The organism is Streptomyces diastatochromogenes (assembly GCF_002242805.1).
Taxonomy (GTDB): Bacteria; Actinomycetota; Actinomycetes; order Streptomycetales; family Streptomycetaceae; genus Streptomyces; species Streptomyces diastatochromogenes.
Genome location: NZ_MCGQ01000038.1, coordinates 247,477 through 262,623 on the forward strand (window position 1 = coordinate 247,477; position 15,147 = coordinate 262,623).

13 protein-coding genes and 2 pseudogenes are annotated in these 15,147 nt (G+C 70.2%); 7 read left to right on the forward strand and 8 right to left on the reverse strand.

The genetic code is table 11. The annotated features are described in order from the left end of the window. Positions 1-26 precede the first annotated feature (26 nt). Complete coding sequence (locus tag BEK98_RS36285) at positions 27-683, reverse strand: helix-turn-helix domain-containing protein (RefSeq protein ID WP_094220991.1); 657 nt, start codon at positions 681-683, stop codon at positions 27-29. A gap of 240 nt (positions 684-923) precedes the next feature. Between BEK98_RS36285 and BEK98_RS36290 the strand changes: the two genes are divergently transcribed. From BEK98_RS36290 to BEK98_RS36320, 7 genes and pseudogenes are all read left to right on the forward strand, one after another. Beyond that, positions 924-1,595 carry an MmyB family transcriptional regulator gene (locus BEK98_RS36290; protein ID WP_094220992.1) on the forward strand — a complete coding sequence of 224 codons (672 nt, stop codon included), beginning with the start codon at positions 924-926 and terminating at the stop codon, positions 1,593-1,595. Between the two features lie 123 nt (positions 1,596-1,718). After that, on the forward strand, positions 1,719-2,717 hold the full coding sequence (locus BEK98_RS36295; RefSeq protein WP_208643327.1) for a LacI family DNA-binding transcriptional regulator: 999 nt from the start codon (positions 1,719-1,721) through the stop codon (positions 2,715-2,717). Positions 2,718-2,837: 120 nt separating this feature from the next. Further along, positions 2,838-4,176: pseudogene (locus BEK98_RS36300) on the forward strand (ABC transporter substrate-binding protein). A 5-nt stretch (positions 4,177-4,181) separates the two neighbouring features. Continuing rightward, complete coding sequence (locus tag BEK98_RS36305) at positions 4,182-5,135, forward strand: carbohydrate ABC transporter permease (protein ID WP_094220994.1); 954 nt, start codon at positions 4,182-4,184, stop codon at positions 5,133-5,135. Between the two features lie 22 nt (positions 5,136-5,157). Then, entirely contained in the window at positions 5,158-6,033 is an 876-nt protein-coding gene (locus tag BEK98_RS36310) for a carbohydrate ABC transporter permease (protein WP_094220995.1), read from the forward strand. A gap of 33 nt (positions 6,034-6,066) precedes the next feature. Continuing rightward, on the forward strand, positions 6,067-7,674 hold the full coding sequence (locus tag BEK98_RS36315) for a glycoside hydrolase family 13 protein (RefSeq protein WP_094220996.1): 1,608 nt from the start codon (positions 6,067-6,069) through the stop codon (positions 7,672-7,674). Positions 7,675-7,732: 58 nt separating this feature from the next. Further along, positions 7,733-9,910 carry a galactose-binding domain-containing protein gene (locus tag BEK98_RS36320; RefSeq protein WP_094220997.1) on the forward strand — a complete coding sequence of 726 codons (2,178 nt, stop codon included), beginning with the start codon at positions 7,733-7,735 and terminating at the stop codon, positions 9,908-9,910. 13 nt (positions 9,911-9,923) lie between these two features. On the opposite strand, the gene BEK98_RS36325 is transcribed toward BEK98_RS36320, so the two are convergent. The 7 genes and pseudogenes from BEK98_RS36325 to BEK98_RS36355 all read right to left on the reverse strand — a co-directional run bounded on the left by BEK98_RS36325 (position 9,924) and on the right by BEK98_RS36355 (position 15,031). Further along, on the reverse strand, positions 9,924-10,853 hold the full coding sequence (locus BEK98_RS36325) for a PDR/VanB family oxidoreductase (protein WP_094220998.1): 930 nt from the start codon (positions 10,851-10,853) through the stop codon (positions 9,924-9,926). Continuing rightward, a complete protein-coding gene (locus BEK98_RS49205; RefSeq protein ID WP_094220999.1) occupies positions 10,850-11,020 on the reverse strand; it encodes a hypothetical protein in 171 nt (56 codons plus the stop codon). Before BEK98_RS49205 ends, BEK98_RS36325 begins: the two co-directional genes overlap by 4 nt. Continuing rightward, the gene (locus tag BEK98_RS36335; protein ID WP_094221000.1) at positions 11,017-12,081 is read right to left on the reverse strand and encodes an aromatic ring-hydroxylating oxygenase subunit alpha; all 1,065 of its coding nucleotides are present in this window, start codon (positions 12,079-12,081) and stop codon (positions 11,017-11,019) included. Before BEK98_RS36335 ends, BEK98_RS49205 begins: the two co-directional genes overlap by 4 nt. Before the next feature lie 104 nt (positions 12,082-12,185). Next, positions 12,186-12,866: pseudogene (locus BEK98_RS36340) on the reverse strand (SpoIIE family protein phosphatase); the annotation flags it as partial. 151 nt (positions 12,867-13,017) lie between these two features. Beyond that, positions 13,018-13,533, reverse strand: a complete 516-nt coding sequence (locus tag BEK98_RS36345; RefSeq protein ID WP_244202118.1) for a MarR family winged helix-turn-helix transcriptional regulator — start codon at positions 13,531-13,533, stop codon at positions 13,018-13,020. Between the two features lie 97 nt (positions 13,534-13,630). Beyond that, positions 13,631-14,098, reverse strand: coding sequence for a cupin domain-containing protein (locus tag BEK98_RS36350; protein ID WP_094221003.1), 468 nt, complete (start codon positions 14,096-14,098; stop codon positions 13,631-13,633). Between the two features lie 27 nt (positions 14,099-14,125). After that, positions 14,126-15,031, reverse strand: coding sequence for an alpha/beta fold hydrolase (locus BEK98_RS36355; RefSeq protein ID WP_167444338.1), 906 nt, complete (start codon positions 15,029-15,031; stop codon positions 14,126-14,128). Positions 15,032-15,147 lie beyond the last annotated feature (116 nt).

A 15,147-nucleotide genomic window follows, 5' to 3' on the forward strand; every position in this document is an offset into this window, starting at 1 on the left:
GCCGATGCCCACAGTCCTCCCCTGGTTCACGACTCGGGCCGCTTGACGCTCTCCAGCAGCATGTCGAGCCACTCCGCGACCTTGTCCCGGTGCTGGTCGGTGGGCAGTTGCGCGGCCCGCCAGGCGATCCCGCGCACGCCGTGGTCCTGCAGCAGCCGCTCCAGCGGATCGTCCGCCGCCTCGGCCGCGGCCCGCTCCCGGTCGGCGAGCTTCTGCAGCAGCTCCTGCTCGGTGCGCTGCAGCGCACCCGCGAGGGCCTCGGGGTCCTCCGCGGTCAGGAAACCGGCGTGCACCCGGAAGAACCGCTGCAGGGCGTCGCAGTGCTCCATGGTGGGCCGCCGGTCGCCGTTGATGAGCGCGCCGGCCTGCTGCCGGGACATGCCCGCGCCGTCGGCGATCTCCTGCTGGGTGTACTTGCGGCCATTGGGCTTCAGCCGGGTGCGGCGCAGCAGGTCCAGGCGCTGCAGAAAGCGGGCCTGGACGTCCGGCTCGCCCGCCGGGCGGCCGCTGAGCAGGGCCTTGACCACCGGCTCCGGGACACCGCAGGCGACGGAGAGCCGCCCTGTGTCGAAGACTTCGGCCTGCGGTACGCCGAGCCGGCCGGCGAGTGCGGTGACGCGGGCGACGACGGCCGGCAGCTGAGCGGTCTCCGTGGCGCCCGGATCCTCGTAGCCATCCGTCACCGACAGAACTCCTACGTCTCTCGAGGGCTTGAGGTGCGTCCGTGCTTCTCACAAGCGGTTGTCGTGAACTTCCCGGAGAGTAGCGGGTGCTTCGAACTCACATCCAGGTCTCGCCACAACTGTGGCGAATTTCGGCCGTCAACCGGCATGAAATGCCACGATAGTTGACATGGATCTCGTCGGGGCAGCAGGATCGCTTCGCCGCGTGAAGGCCGCAGAGGCAAGAGGGGTGACCTCCCGATGGCACATCAGGCAGGAGGGCAGTGGCCGGCGCCGCGGCCCGTCCCCGAGGGCTGTGAGGTCCAGGCGTATCTACAGGACTACGCCACCCTTCTGGAGGCCGTTCCGCTCCCGTCCCTGGTCGTCGACCACCGGTGGAACGTGGTGATCGCCAACGGCGCTTTCGAGACACTTTTCCGGGGCGTGCGCCCTCATCCGACGGCCATGCCCGGGGGTAACTTCCTGCGGTTCGTCCTGTTCCACCCCGATGCCGCCGAGATCCTCGGCGACCACGAGGCGGGCTGGTGCCTGCCGATGCTGGCTCACTTCAAGACCGCCGTCGAGCGCTACGGCCACGACCACGAACTCCAGGCCGTCCGCCGGGACATCGCCCAGGACCCGATCATGGAGGCCGCCTACCGGCAGGGCCTGCCGCACTGGATCCGCGCCGTCGGCGAGGCCGGCACCCAGCTCGACGGTGCCGTACGTCTCCTGCTCCACCCCGACCCGCGCCGGGGCCCGACCGAGTGCCGGATCGTCGAGGAGACGCCCCTGACGCTCCAGGAGATCGGCTGCACCCGCCTGACCATGGTCCTGCGCGACGCCCGCCGCCCGGCCGCGGCCTCGCGCCGTCCGCGCCGGCCGCGCGGAGCGGGCACGCATCTGACGGTCGTCCCGGACCCCCAGGACTGACCCGGCTCCGTCGGCGTTCAGGTCGCCGACGGGGCCGGGCAGGAAACCCGTCTCTCCGCCCTACGGCACCCCACACCCGCGTTTACGCAAGCAGCTTGCATAGCTTGCGCTACTCTTGCGCGCATGACGCGACGACTTGCGGAAGTGGCGAAGAAGGTCGGGGTCAGCGAGGCCACGGTCAGCCGGGTGCTCAACGGCAAGCCCGGCGTCTCCGAAGCCACCCGGCAGGCCGTGCTGACGGCCCTCGACGTCCTCGGCTACGAGCGCCCCACCCAGCTGCGCGGCGAACGCGCCCGGCTCGTCGGCCTGGTCCTGCCGGAACTGCAGAACCCCATCTTCCCGGCGTTCGCCGAGGTCATCGGGGGCGCCCTCGCCCAGCTGGGACTCACCCCGGTGCTGTGCACCCAGACCAAGGGTGGGGTCTCGGAAGCGGACTACGTGGAGCTGCTGCTGCAGCAGCAGGTCTCCGGCGTCGTCTTCGCCGGCGGCCTGTACGCGCAGGCCGACGCCCCGCACGACCACTACCGGCTGCTCGCCGACCGCAACATCCCGGTGGTGCTGGTCAACGCGGCCATCGAACACCTCGGCTTCCCGGGCGTGTCCTGCGACGACGCCGTCGCCGTCGAGCAGGCCTGGCGGCACCTGGCCTCCCTGGGGCACGAGCGGATCGGCCTCGTGCTCGGGCCGGGTGACCATGTGCCGTCGGCGCGGAAACTGGCGGCGGCGCGGGCGGTCGCAGGGGAGCTGCCGGACGCCTTCGTCGCGCGGGCCATCTTCTCCATCGAGGGCGGTCACGCGGCGGCCGCCCGGCTGATCGACCAGGGCGTCACGGGCATCATCTGCGCCAGCGACCCGCTGGCGCTCGGCGCGATCAGGGCGGCCCGCCGCAAGGGGCTCGACGTCCCGTCCCAGATCTCCGTGGTCGGCTACGACGACTCCGCGTTCATGAACTGCACCGAACCCCCGCTGACCACCGTCCGCCAGCCCATCGAGGCCATGGGCCGGGCGGCGGTCGAGCTGCTGAACGCGCAGATCGGCGGGACGGCCGTACCGGCCGAGGAGCTGCTGTTCGAACCGGAACTGGTGGTCCGCGGGTCGACCGCGCAAGCACCACGCGCCTGAGATCCACGCAGCTGTCGAATAATTACAGATTCTGCGCGACATCTTGCGGCCCGATGTCGTCGGTGCTTGAGTGTGCGGCGCCCACCGCTCCTGCCATGAGTGCCATCTGGGGGTCCACCGATGAGAAGCACCGGGTTCCGCCGTACCGTCGCCGCGATCGGCGTCTGTTCCTCGCTCGCCCTCGCCGCGTCCGCCTGTGGGTCGGGCGACGACGGCTCGGCCAGCGGCAAGACCCGCATCACGGTCAACTGCGAGCCGCCCAAGAGCGCCAAGGTCGACCGGCGGTTCTTCGAGGAGGACATCGCCGCGTTCGAGAAGCGGAACCCGCACATCGACGTCGTCGCGCACGACGCCTTCCCCTGCCAGGACCCGAAGACGTTCGACGCCAAGCTCGCCGGCGGGCAGATGGAGGACGTCTTCTACACGTACTTCACCGACGCCAGGCACGTCGTCGACATCAACCAGGCCGCCGACCTCACGCCGTACCTCAAGGAACTGAAGAGCTACGACACCATCCAGAAGCAGCTGCGGGACATCTACACCGTGGACGGAAAGGTCTACGGCATACCGCGTACCGGATACAGCATGGGGCTGATCTACAACCGCAAGCTCTTCGAGAAGGCCGGACTCGACCCCGACAAGCCCCCGGCGACCTGGGACGAGGTCCGCGCCGACGCCAGGAAGATCGCCGCCCTGGGCAACGGCACCGTCGGATACGCCGACTACAGCGCGCAGAACCAGGGCGGCTGGCACTTCACCGCCGAGCTGTACTCGCAGGGCGGCGACGTCGTCGGCGCAGACGGCAAGAAGGCCACCGTCGACACCCCCGAGGGCCACGCCGTCCTGCGGAACCTGCACGACATGCGGTGGACCGACGACTCGATGGGCAGCAAGCAGCTCCTGATCATCAACGACGTGCAGCAGATGATGGGTTCGGGCAAGCTCGGCATGTACCTCAGCGCCCCCGACAACATCCCGATCCTGGTCAAGGAGAAGGGCGGAAACTACAAGGACCTCGCCCTCGCCCCCATGCCCGGCGGCAAGGGCACCCTCATCGGCGGCGACGGCTACATGTTCAACAAGAAGGACACGCCCGCCCAGATCCGCGCCGGCCTGAAGTGGCTCGACCACATGTTCCTCACCCCGGGATCGGGCTTCCTCGGCGACTACGCCCGCGCCAAGAAGAACGACGCGCCGGTCGGCCTGCCCGAGCCGCGCCTGTTCACCGGCGCCGCCGACGCCAAGGACCAGCAGGTCAAGAAGGCCAACGCCAACGTCCCGGTGGAGAACTACCAGGCCTTCCTCGACGGCAACCAGCAGCTCCAGGCCGGACGCCCAGCAGATCTACTCCGTCCTCGACGGTGTCGTCTCCGCCGTCCTCACCAAGAAGGACGCGGACATCGACCAGCTCCTGAAGGACGCGTCCGGCAAGATCGACAGCATTCTGGCCCGGAGCTGACCGCCATGACGAAGACGGCCGAGCGGCGCCCGGCCGAGGAGGCCGCCGTCCACCCGGTGCAGGCGCCGCCCCCGGTAGGGGGCCGGGGGCGGCGCCGCCTCGCCGACCAGGCCCGTGCCTACGGCTTCCTCCTCGGCGGCCTGATCTGCTTCGCGCTGTTCTCCTGGTACCCGGCGATCCGCGCGGTCGTCATCGCCTTCCAGAAGTACACGCCCGGTTCCCCGCCCGAGTGGGTCGGCACCGCCAACTTCACCCGCGTCTGGCACGACCCCGAGTTCACGGCGGCCTGGCGCAACACCCTCACCTTCACCCTGCTGGCCCTGCTGCTGGGCTTCGCCGTCCCCTTCGTCCTCGCCCTCGTCCTCAACGAGCTGCGGCACGCGAAGGCCTTCTTCCGGGTCGTGGTCTACCTGCCGGTGATGATCCCGCCGGTGGTCAGCGCCCTGCTGTGGAAGTGGTTCTACGACCCCGGAGCCGGCCTCGCCAACGAGGCGCTGCGCTTCCTGCACCTGCCCACCTCGAACTGGACCAACGGCACCGACACCGCGCTCATCTCCCTGGTGATCGTGGCCACTTGGGCCAACATGGGCGGCACCGTCCTCATCTACCTGGCCGCCCTGCAGTCCATCCCCGGCGAGCTGTACGAGGCCGCCGAACTCGACGGCGCGAACCTGCTCCAGCGCATCCGGCACGTGACGATTCCGCAGACCCGGTTCGTCATCCTGATGCTGATGCTCCTTCAGATCATCGCCACCATGCAGGTGTTCACCGAACCGTTCGTCATCACGGGCGGCGGACCGGAGAACGCCACGGTCACCGTCCTCTACCTCATCTACAAGTACGCCTTCCTCTACAACGACTTCGGCGGCGCCTGCGCGCTCAGCGTGATGCTCCTCGTCCTGCTCGGCGCCTTCTCCGCCGTCTATCTGCGGCTCACCCGCTCCGAGGGGGACGCATGAGCATCCGCTCCGAGGGGGACGCATGAGCACCCGGACCCTGATCTCCCCGGCCACGCTCGCCCGCCCCCGCGGCAAGGCCGCCTACTGGACCGTGTTCACCGGCGTCGTCCTGCTCTTCGCGCTCGCCTTCCTCTTCCCGGTCTACTGGATGGTGACCGGCGCGATGAAGTCACCGGACGAGGTGGCCCGGACCCCGCCGACACTGATCCCGCGGCACTGGCACACCGGCGGCTACACCGATGCCTGGGACCTGATGCAGCTGCCCCAGCACCTGTGGAACACGGTGGTGCAGGCGGCCGGCGCCTGGGCGTTCCAGCTGGTCTTCTGCACGGCGGCCGCCTACGCCCTGTCCAAGCTGAAGCCGGCCTTCGGCAAGGTGGTCCTCGGCGGCATCCTCGCCACCCTGATGGTCCCGGCCCAGGCACTGGTCGTACCCAAGTACCTGACCGTCGCCGACCTCCCGCTGATCCACACCAGCCTGCTCAACGACCCCCTCGCGATCTGGCTCCCGGCCGTGGCCAACGCCTTCAACCTGTATCTGCTGAAGCGGTTCTTCGACCAGCTGCCGCATGACGTCCTGGAGGCCGCCGAGATCGACGGCGCGGGCAGACTGCGCATCCTGTGGTCGGTCGTCCTCCCCATGTCCCGGCCGGTCCTCGGCGTGGTGTCGATCTTCGCCCTGGTCGCGGTGTGGCAGGACTTCCTGTGGCCGCTGATGGTCTTCTCCGACACCGGCAAACAGCCGATCAGCGTGGCCCTCGTCCAGCTGTCGCAGAACATCCAGCTCACCGTGCTCATCGCCGCGATGGTGATCGCCAGCATCCCGATGGTGGCCCTGTTCCTCGTCTTCCAGCGGCACATCATCGCCGGGATCAGCGCGGGCAGCACCAAGGGCTGACGCCGCCGCCCCGTCTACAGAAAGGGACGCTCAGTGGGACAGCCCACCCATGCCCCGAAGGACCCTGACTGGTGGCGCTCGGCCGTCATCTACCAGGTGTACGTCCGCAGCTTCGCGGACGGCGACGGCGACGGCACCGGCGACCTCGCGGGGGTCCGCGCCCGGCTGCCGTACCTCGCCGAACTCGGCGTGGACGCCCTGTGGTTCAACCCCTGGTACCTGTCACCGATGAAGGACGGCGGCTACGACGTCGCCGACTACCGTGCCGTCGACCCGGCCTTCGGCACCCTCGCCGAAGCCGAGAAACTCATCTCCGAGGCCCGCGAGCTGGGCATCCGCACGATCGTCGACATCGTGCCCAACCACGTCTCCGACCAGCACCCCTGGTTCCGGGCGGCGCTCGCCGCGGGGCCCGGCAGCCCCGAGCGCGAGCTGTTCCACTTCCGGCCCGGACGCGGCCCGCACGGCGAACTCCCGCCCAACGACTGGCCCTCGCAGTTCGTCGGCTCCACCGAACCGGTCTGGACCCGGCTGCCCGACGGCGACTGGTACCTGCACCTGTTCACCCCCGAGCAGCCCGACCTCAACTGGGCCCACCCGGCGGTCCGCCAGGAACACGAGGACATCCTGCGCTTCTGGTTCGAGCGCGGTGTGGCCGGCGTCCGCATCGACTCGGCGGCCCTGCTCGCCAAGGACCCGGACCTGCCCGACCTCGCCACCCACCCCGAGCCGCACCCGTTCGTCGACCGCGACGAACTCCACGCCATCTACCGCTCCTGGCGCGCCGTCGCCGACGCCTACGACGGCGTGTTCGTCGGCGAGGTCTGGCTCCCCGACCCCGAACGCTTCGCCCGCTACCTGCGCCCCGACGAACTCCACACCGCCTTCAACTTCTCCTTCCTGTCCTGCCCCTGGGACGCCGACCGGCTGCGCGCCGCCATCGACACCACCCTCGCCGAGCACGCCCCCGTCGGCGCCCCGGCCACCTGGGTGCTGTGCAACCACGACGTGACGCGCACGGTCACCCGCTACGGCCGCGAGGACACCGCCTTCGACTTCGCCACCAAGGCCTTCGGCACCCCGACGGACCTGGCGCTCGGCACCCGCCGGGCCCGGGCGGCGGCCCTGCTGTCGCTGGCGCTGCCCGGGGCGGTGTACCTCTACCAGGGGGAGGAGCTGGGGCTGCCGGAGGCCGAGATCCCGGCCGACCGCATACAGGATCCGATGTACTTCCGATCGCGGGGTGTCGCCCCGGGCCGGGACGGCTGCCGGGTGCCGCTGCCCTGGGCGGCCGACGCGCCGTACGCGGGATTCGGCTCACGCGAGGAGCCATGGCTGCCGCAGCCGGTCGACTGGACATCGTATGCAGTCGACCTTCAGCAGCAGAACGCATACTCCATGCTCGCCCTCTACCGCGAGGCCATCGCCGCCCGCCCGGTCTTCGGCGACGGCCCCCTGACCTGGCTGCCCGCCCCCGAGGGTGTGCTCGCCTTCTCCCGTGCGCAGGGCGTGACATGCGTCGTGAACCTCGCCGCCGCACCCGCCGAACTGCCCGCGCACTCCCGACTCCTGCTCAGCAGCGGCCCGCTCGACGGTGACGGCCGGCTGCCCCAGGACACGGCGGCCTGGCTGCGCGCCTGAGCCGCCCTCCCCGCACCCCCTGCTATCCCACGCACCCCCACCACGAAGGGATCAGCACATGCACAGCAGCACCGCCAGACATGTCAGGCGCATGCCAGCAATCGGGGCGGTCGTCGCCCTCGCCGCCGGCATGCTCGTCGCCGTGGCCCCCGCCGCCCACGCGGCCGCCGGCGCCACGCTCCCCTTCACCTCCGTCGAGGCCGAGTCGGCGAGCACCACCGGCGCGAAGATCGGCCCCGACTACACCCAGGGCACGCTCGCCTCGGAGGCCTCCGGCCGGCAGGCCGTACGGCTGACCTCCGGGCAGCGGGTGGAGTTCACCGTGCCGCACGCGGCCAACGCCGTGAACGTCGCCTACAGCGTCCCGGACGGCCAGTCCGGCTCGCTCAACGTGTACGTCAACGGCACCAGGCTCGCCAAGACGCTCCCGGTGACCTCCAAGTACTCCTACATCGACACCGGCTGGATCCCGGGAGCCAAGACCCACCACTTCTTCGACAACGCCCGGCTGCTGCTGGGGCAGAACGTCCAGGCGGGCGACAAGATCGCCTTCGAGTCGACCGGCACCCAGGTCACCGTGGACGTCGCCGACTTCGAGCAGGTCGCCGCGGCCGCCGCCCAGCCCGCCGGCTCGGTGTCCGTCGTGTCCAAGGGCGCCGACCCCAGCGGCAACGGCGACTCCACCCAGGCCTTCCGGGACGCCATCGCCGCGGCCCAGGGCAGCGTGGTGTGGATCCCGCCGGGCGACTACCGGATCACCTCCTCCCTGGGCGGGGTCCAGAACGTGACCCTGCAGGGCGCGGGCAGCTGGTACTCGGTCGTGCACACCTCCCGGTTCATCGACCAGTCCAGCTCCTCCGGAGGCGTGCACATCAAGGACTTCGCGGTGATCGGCGAGGTCACCGAGCGCGTCGACTCCAGCCCGGACAACTTCGTCAACGGCGCACTGGGACCCGGGAGTTCGGTCTCCGGCATGTGGATCCAGCACATGAAGGTCGGCCTCTGGCTGATGGGCAACAACGACAACCTGGTCGTCGAGAACAACCGCATCCTCGACACCACCGCCGACGGCCTCAACCTCAACGGCACCGCCAAGGGCGTCCGGGTCAGCAACAACTTCCTGCGCAACCAGGGCGACGACGCGCTCGCCATGTGGTCGCTGTACTCCCCGGACACGAACTCCAGCTTCGAGAACAACACCATCTCGCAGCCCAACCTCGCCAACGGCATCGCCGTCTACGGCGGCACCGACATCTCGGTGAAGAACAACCTGATCTCCGACACCAACGCCCTCGGCAGCGGCATCGCGATCTCCAACCAGAAGTTCCTCGACCCCTTCAACCCCCTGTCCGGCACCATCACCGTCGACGGCAACACCCTCGTGCGCGCCGGCGCGATGAACCCCAACTGGAACCATCCGATGGGCGCGTTGCGCGTGGACTCCTACGACAGCGCGATCAACGCCACGGTCAACATCACCAACACGACGATCACCGACAGCCCCTACAGCGCCTTCGAGTTCGTCTCCGGCGGCGGGCAGGGGTATCCGGTCAGGAACGTCAACGTGACCGGTGCGACCGTGCAGAACACCGGGACGGTCGTGGTCCAGGCCGAGGCACAGGGCGCGGCCACCTTCCGCAACGTCACCGCCACCCAGGTCGGCGCCGCCGGCATCTACAACTGCCCCTACCCGGCGAACTCCGGCTCCTTCACGCTCACCGACGGCGGCGGCAACTCCGGCTGGTCCAGCACCTGGGCGGACTGCTCCACCTGGCCCCAGCCCGGCCAGGGCAACCCCGACCCCGACCCGAACCGCAACCTCGCCAAGGGCCGTCCGGCCACCGCGACCGGCTCCCAGGACGTCTACACCCCCGGCAAGGCGGTCGACGGCGACGCGAACTCGTACTGGGAGTCCACCAACAACGCCTTCCCGCAGTCCTGGACGGTCGACCTCGGCTCGTCCTACGCGGTGCGCCGACTGGTGCTGAAGCTGCCCCCGTCCTCGGCCTGGGGCGCCCGCACCCAGACCATCACGGTGCTCGGCAGTACCGACGGCTCGGCCTACTCGACCGTGGCCGGCTCGCAGGGCTACCGCTTCGACCCGGCCACCGGCAACACCGCCACCGTCTCCCTGCCCGGCAGCACCAACCTGCGCTACCTGCGCCTGAGCGTCAGCGCCAACACGGGCTGGCCGGCCGGGCAGTTCAGCGAGGTGGAGGCCTACCTCACCTCCTGACCCGGCCCGAGCGTCACAGATCGAGCACCAGACGAGCGCCCCGGCACCGGGACACGCAGATCATCATCGTCTCGCCCGCTGCCCGCTCCTCCTCGGTGAGGACCGAGTCCCGGTGATCCGGGGCGCCGTCCAGAACGTCCGTCTCACAGGTACCACAGGTGCCCTCGGTGCAGGAGTACAGCACCTCGACCCCGGCACCGCGCACCGCGTCCAGCACGGAGACGTCCGCCGGGACGACGAGGGTACGGCCGCTGCGCGCCAGCTCGACCTCGAACTCACTGTCGGCAGCGCCCTGTTGGGCCTTCGGCTGGAACCGCTCCACCCGCAGTGCCCCGCCCGGGCAACGCTCCTCGACCGCGTCCAGCAGGGGCGTCGGACCGCAGCAGTAGACCAGGGTGCCGTCGGGGATCTCGTCCAGCACCGGGCCCAGGTCGAGGAGCCCGCTCTCGTCCTGCGGGGCGAGGGCGACCCGGTCGCCGTAGCGCGCCAGCTCCGCGGTGAAGGCCATGGAGCCGCGGCTGCGGCCGCCGTACAGCAGGGACCACTCGGCGCCCGCGGCCTCGGCCGCCGCGAGCATCGGCAGGATCGGGGTGATGCCGATGCCGCCAGCGACGAACCGGTAGCGCGGCGCGGGCTCCAGCCGGAAGTGGTTGCGCGGCCCGCGCACCCGTACCTTGTCGCCCACGCCCAACTGGCCGTGCACGTAAGCGGATCCTCCCCGCCCGGCCGGCTCCCGCAGCACCGCGATCCGCCACGCGGACCGGTCCGCCGGGTCCGAGCACAGCGAGTACTGCCGTTCCAGTCCGGGCCCGAGCAGCAGGTCCACATGCGCGCCGGGCTCCCAGACGGGCAGGTCCCCGCCGAGGGGGTCGCGCAGGGTCAGGGCGAGAACGCCGTCGGCGGCGAACTCCCGCGCGTCGACGACGACTTCGAACTCGTTCATCGCGACGCCCCCTGCGGCCGGTGTCCTTCGGGATGCCCGAGCATCCACTCCCACATCTCGACCGGATCCTGCGCGGAATGCTCGGCCCCGCAGTGGCAGGTGCCGTGCAGCAGATCGGTGCCGGGCAGCCAGTCGATGCGGTAGATCTCCCCGGTGGGTGTGCTCACCGGACCTTCTCCACGGGCTTGGCACCCTCCTCGACCAGCCGGCTCAGGATGCGACGGGCGGCCAGGCCTCCGGTGTCGATGTTGATGCTCAGCTCCTGGTAACCGGTGCGTTCGGTGCCGAGCGTGCGCTGGAGCAGGTTGAGCGCGTCCACGTCCTGCATCACCACGGTGTGGTTGTTGCCCCGCAGGAACTCGGTGACCTCGGCTTCCTCGGTCGCCCAGTCCCGGGAGACGGCCCAGAAGTCGTACACCTTCCCCTCCGACGACGGCGTGACGGCGTAGGTGATCTCGGTGTGGAAGCCGTTCGGGTCGCTGCCGTCCGGCTCGGGTACGACGCCCACCGGGGCGATGCGGCTGTGCAGCAGGTACAGACAGGGCGCGTGGTACTCGATGTCCTGCCAGCGGGTGATCCGGCCCTCGATGCCGGTCGAACGGGCGTAGAACGGCGGGCACTCGGCGTCGTCCATGTGCCGGCTGACCCGGACGACGCCCGCGCCCTCGTCCACCTCGGTGGTGATGGGTGTCTCAGCCACCTCCGGGGTGCCGATGTAGCCGCCGTGCAGATAGGTCTCGTGGGAGAGGTCGAGCAGGTTGTCCACGAGCAGGCCGTAGTCGGCGTCGATCGGCTCCATGCCCCGGACCGTCACCCAGCCCGGCGCGTCCAGGTGCCGGGCCCGGGGGATCGTCCCCGGGTCGGCGAGGGCCGGGTCGCCGATCCACACCCAGACCAGCGAGTCCTGCTCCACGACCGGGTAGGCGGCGACACGGGCGGTGCGCGGCACACGGTTCTGGCCCGGCACGTACACACAGGTGCCGGTGCGGTCGTAGGTGAACCCGTGGTACCCGCACACGATCCGGTCGCCGTCCAGACCGCTCTCCGAGAGCGGGTAACGCCGGTGCACACAGCGGTCGTACAGGGCGACCGGGGCGCCGTCCTCCTCGGCGCGGTAGAACACGAGCGGCTCACCGAGGATCGTCCGGCCGAGCAACTCGCGCCCGACCTCCTCGCTGTAGGCGGCGACGTACCACTGGTTCCTGGCGAACGCGGTCACATGAGGCATGGATGCGGCTCCCGTCTGTCTGCGGTGGTGGCATCGTCGAAGAGGGCGCCACGGGGCCGCAACGGCTCTTCCGTCTCACGGAAGGGCTTCGGGCGATCGCCTGGTCAGGCCGGGAATTCGAGCGCGAGAGTCGCGCCGGGAGCCGGCTGGGAGCGCAGGTTCTGTTCCGCCCAGATCGTCTTGCCCCGGGTGGTCTGGCGGGTCCCCCAGCGTTCGCTGAGCCGGGCGACCAGCAGCAGACCGCGGCCGCCCTCGTCGTAGGTGCGTGCGCGGCGCAGGTGAGGTGCCGTGTTGCTGGCGTCCGAGACCTCGCAGATGAGGCTGCTGTCGTTGATGAGACGCAGCTGGATGGGCGGCTCGCCGTAGCGGATGGCGTTGGTGACCAGCTCGCTGACGACCAGTTCGGTGACGAAGACGGCGTCGGTCAGCCCCCACGCCTCCATCTGGCGAACGGCTTCCTTGCGGGCCTCGGCGACGGCGGCGGGGTCGGGTTCCACGTCCCAGGTGGCGACCTGCGAGGCGTCCAGCGCCCGGGTGCGCGCCATGAGCAGGGCCACGTCGTCGGCCGGCCGCCCGGGCAGCATCGGCGCGAGCACCGCGTCGCACGCAGCGTCCAGGGAGACCGCGGGATCCAGGGCTCGGCACAGCCGTGTGATGCCGTCATCGATGTCGAGGTCGCGCGATGCGACCAGGCCGTCGGTGTAGAGCACGAGCAGGCTGCCTTCCGGTACGTCGATCTCGGCAGCCTCGAAAGGCAGTCCGCCCAGGCCCAGCGGGGGTCCCGTGCTCGTCGACGGCGGCGCGTGCTGTCAGTGCCTCGCCGACCGAGTCGTCGTCATCGGGAGGAGGATTCCCCTGACCTACCGGCACATGCCCACCACCCGAGTCACGTGTATCCGCTTATTTCGCACTATCACGCGGCCCACATCCCTTGGCTCATTGGTCGACCGTGGTGCGGGGGTCGGCGACCGCCGTGGGCGACGTGCCGTTGAGGTTCGCGTCGATCCTGGCCAGCAGCCGCATGGCCCGGTCGCACTCCTCGTCCGTGAATCCGTCCGTGGTGATCGTCTCCAGGTCGCGCCACACCTGCTGGACCCGGTCGCGCAGGGCCTGGCCGGCGCGGGTCGCGCTCACGACCACGGCGCGGCGGTCCCGGTCGGAGGGTTTGCGGGTGACGAAGCCGGACTGTTCCAGGCGCTGCAGCATCTTGGTGACGGTCGACGGATCGAGGCCCAGGGTCTTGATGAGGTCCGCCTGGCGCTGCTCGCCGTGCTCCCACAGCTGCATCATCAGAAGCTCCTGACCCGGGTAGAGGCCGGTCTCGCGCAGTAGGTTGCCGGCCACGATCCGGTGCACGCGAGCGGCGCGGAAGAGGGCCTCGCCCAGCGGAGCCTCGGCGGCGGTCGGGACCGCGTCGGTCCTCCCCTGTATCGATTCGGACGTGGGTGGCACGGTTGCTGTTCCTCCTGTGTGGCGGCACGGGTCCAGCGATCGGAGAGTCGCTCCCTCCAGATTCATTGGTCGACCAAGTGTACGGTGCGCCGGACCGTCAGCGCGGCGGCCCGAGCACCACCTGCCCGTAGCGCTCCGAGGCTTCGGCGAGCCTCTCCGGTGTGATGGCGAAGTCCTTCGGCCGGGGGGTGGTGATGTCACGCCCGGCGTGCCGGAACATCCCCTCGATACCCCCCGGCGTGGCGATCATGAGGAGGTCGGCGGTGTCCGAGGTGATGCGGTAACCGTGCGGAATGTTCCTCGGCAGGTAGACGATGCCGCCTTCCTCCAGTTCCATCCGTTCCTCGCCGAGCCAGAGCAGCGCCGTGCCCTTGATCAGCATGAAGATCTCGTCCTCGCGGGTGTGCAGGTGGAAGGGCGGTGCCTCGTCCTTGCCGACCGCGAACCGTCCGACGGTCAGCTGTCCGTTCGTGGCCTGACTGTCGAGGAGCACGGAGAACGTGCCGCCGTCCAGCCACTCAAGGGTCTGCTGCTGGTCGGGCTGGGCCAGGTAGGCCATGGTCATGGTGCGGTTCCTTCTTCTCCTGGCCGGCTAGGCCAGGAACGGGGCGAGCGTGGCGAGGAGAGCCTCGGGCCGCTCGTCGGGGATGTAGTGACCGCTGCCGGCGATCACCGCCTCCGTGAGGTCGGGTGCGACGGAGGTGAGGCTGCGCGCCAGGTAGGTCCCGACGCTGTGTTCACCGCCGACGGCCAGTACGGGCATCGTCAGGACGCCGCCCGCGTCGGCCCAGGCCCGGTTGGTCCGGCCGTCGTCGAGCATGGTCCGGTAGTGCCCGAAGCCGCCGCTGAGGGCCCACGGTGCGCGCAGGGACGCGGCGAGGATGTCGATCTCCTGCGGCGGGAACGCCTCGGGGTCGGCGGACATCTTCCCGAACCACCAGCTCAGAAAGGCCCGTTCGTTGCCCTGGAACAGCAGTTCCGGTGCCTCGGGGGTCATGAAGAGACCGAAGTGGAAGTAGCCGCCCGACGCCGGGTCCATGATCTCCTCGAGGCCGAACCCGGGGACGGCCAGGTCCGCCAGGACGAGCCGGTGCACCTGCTCGGGGTACAGGCGGGCGTACGAGAAGGCGACCATGCCGCCGATGTCGTGCCCGACCAGGCGCACCGGGCCGTTCAGGCCCAGGGACCGGAGCAGTTCGCGCACGTCGCGTGCCTGGTTGTCCTTGTCGTAGCCGGTCTCGGTGAACGCCGAACCGCCGGTGCCGCGCAGGTCGGGGGCGACGACGGTGTATCCCAGGTCGGCGAGGGGCCGCAGGAGGTGCCGCCATTCCCGCCAGGTCTGCGGCCAGCCGTGCAGCAGCACGAGGGGCTCGCCCTCGCCGCCGACGACGCCGTGTATCAGAGTGCCGTTCACCTCCCGGATGACCTGGGAGAAGCCCTCGGGGAGGTCTTCGGCGACGGCCTGCTCGTACGGGGTGCGTGGGGTGGTTGTGGTCACTGCTGTCTCCATGGGGTTTTCGATGCGGTCAACGCGCGGGAGGTGAGGGGCGGGCTGCGGGCGCCCGCCCCTCGTCCCTCCGGTCACCACCGGCACGTCACTGCTGGGGCATGAGT

What these genes read in the sequence shown, in the direction of transcription:
- BEK98_RS36290 (WP_094220992.1), top strand. Translation starts at nt 924, where the DNA reads ATGGCACATCAGGCAGGAGGGCAGTGGCCGGCGCCGCGGCCCGTCCCC.
- BEK98_RS36350 (WP_094221003.1), bottom strand. Translation starts at nt 14,098, where the DNA reads ATGACCATGGCCTACCTGGCCCAGCCCGACCAGCAGCAGACCCTTGAG.
- BEK98_RS36335 (WP_094221000.1), bottom strand. Translation starts at nt 12,081, where the DNA reads ATGCCTCATGTGACCGCGTTCGCCAGGAACCAGTGGTACGTCGCCGCC.
- BEK98_RS36305 (WP_094220994.1), top strand. Translation starts at nt 4,182, where the DNA reads ATGACGAAGACGGCCGAGCGGCGCCCGGCCGAGGAGGCCGCCGTCCAC.
- BEK98_RS36320 (WP_094220997.1), top strand. Translation starts at nt 7,733, where the DNA reads ATGCACAGCAGCACCGCCAGACATGTCAGGCGCATGCCAGCAATCGGG.
- BEK98_RS36295 (WP_208643327.1), top strand. Translation starts at nt 1,719, where the DNA reads ATGACGCGACGACTTGCGGAAGTGGCGAAGAAGGTCGGGGTCAGCGAG.
- BEK98_RS36325 (WP_094220998.1), bottom strand. Translation starts at nt 10,853, where the DNA reads ATGAACGAGTTCGAAGTCGTCGTCGACGCGCGGGAGTTCGCCGCCGAC.
- BEK98_RS36310 (WP_094220995.1), top strand. Translation starts at nt 5,158, where the DNA reads ATGAGCACCCGGACCCTGATCTCCCCGGCCACGCTCGCCCGCCCCCGC.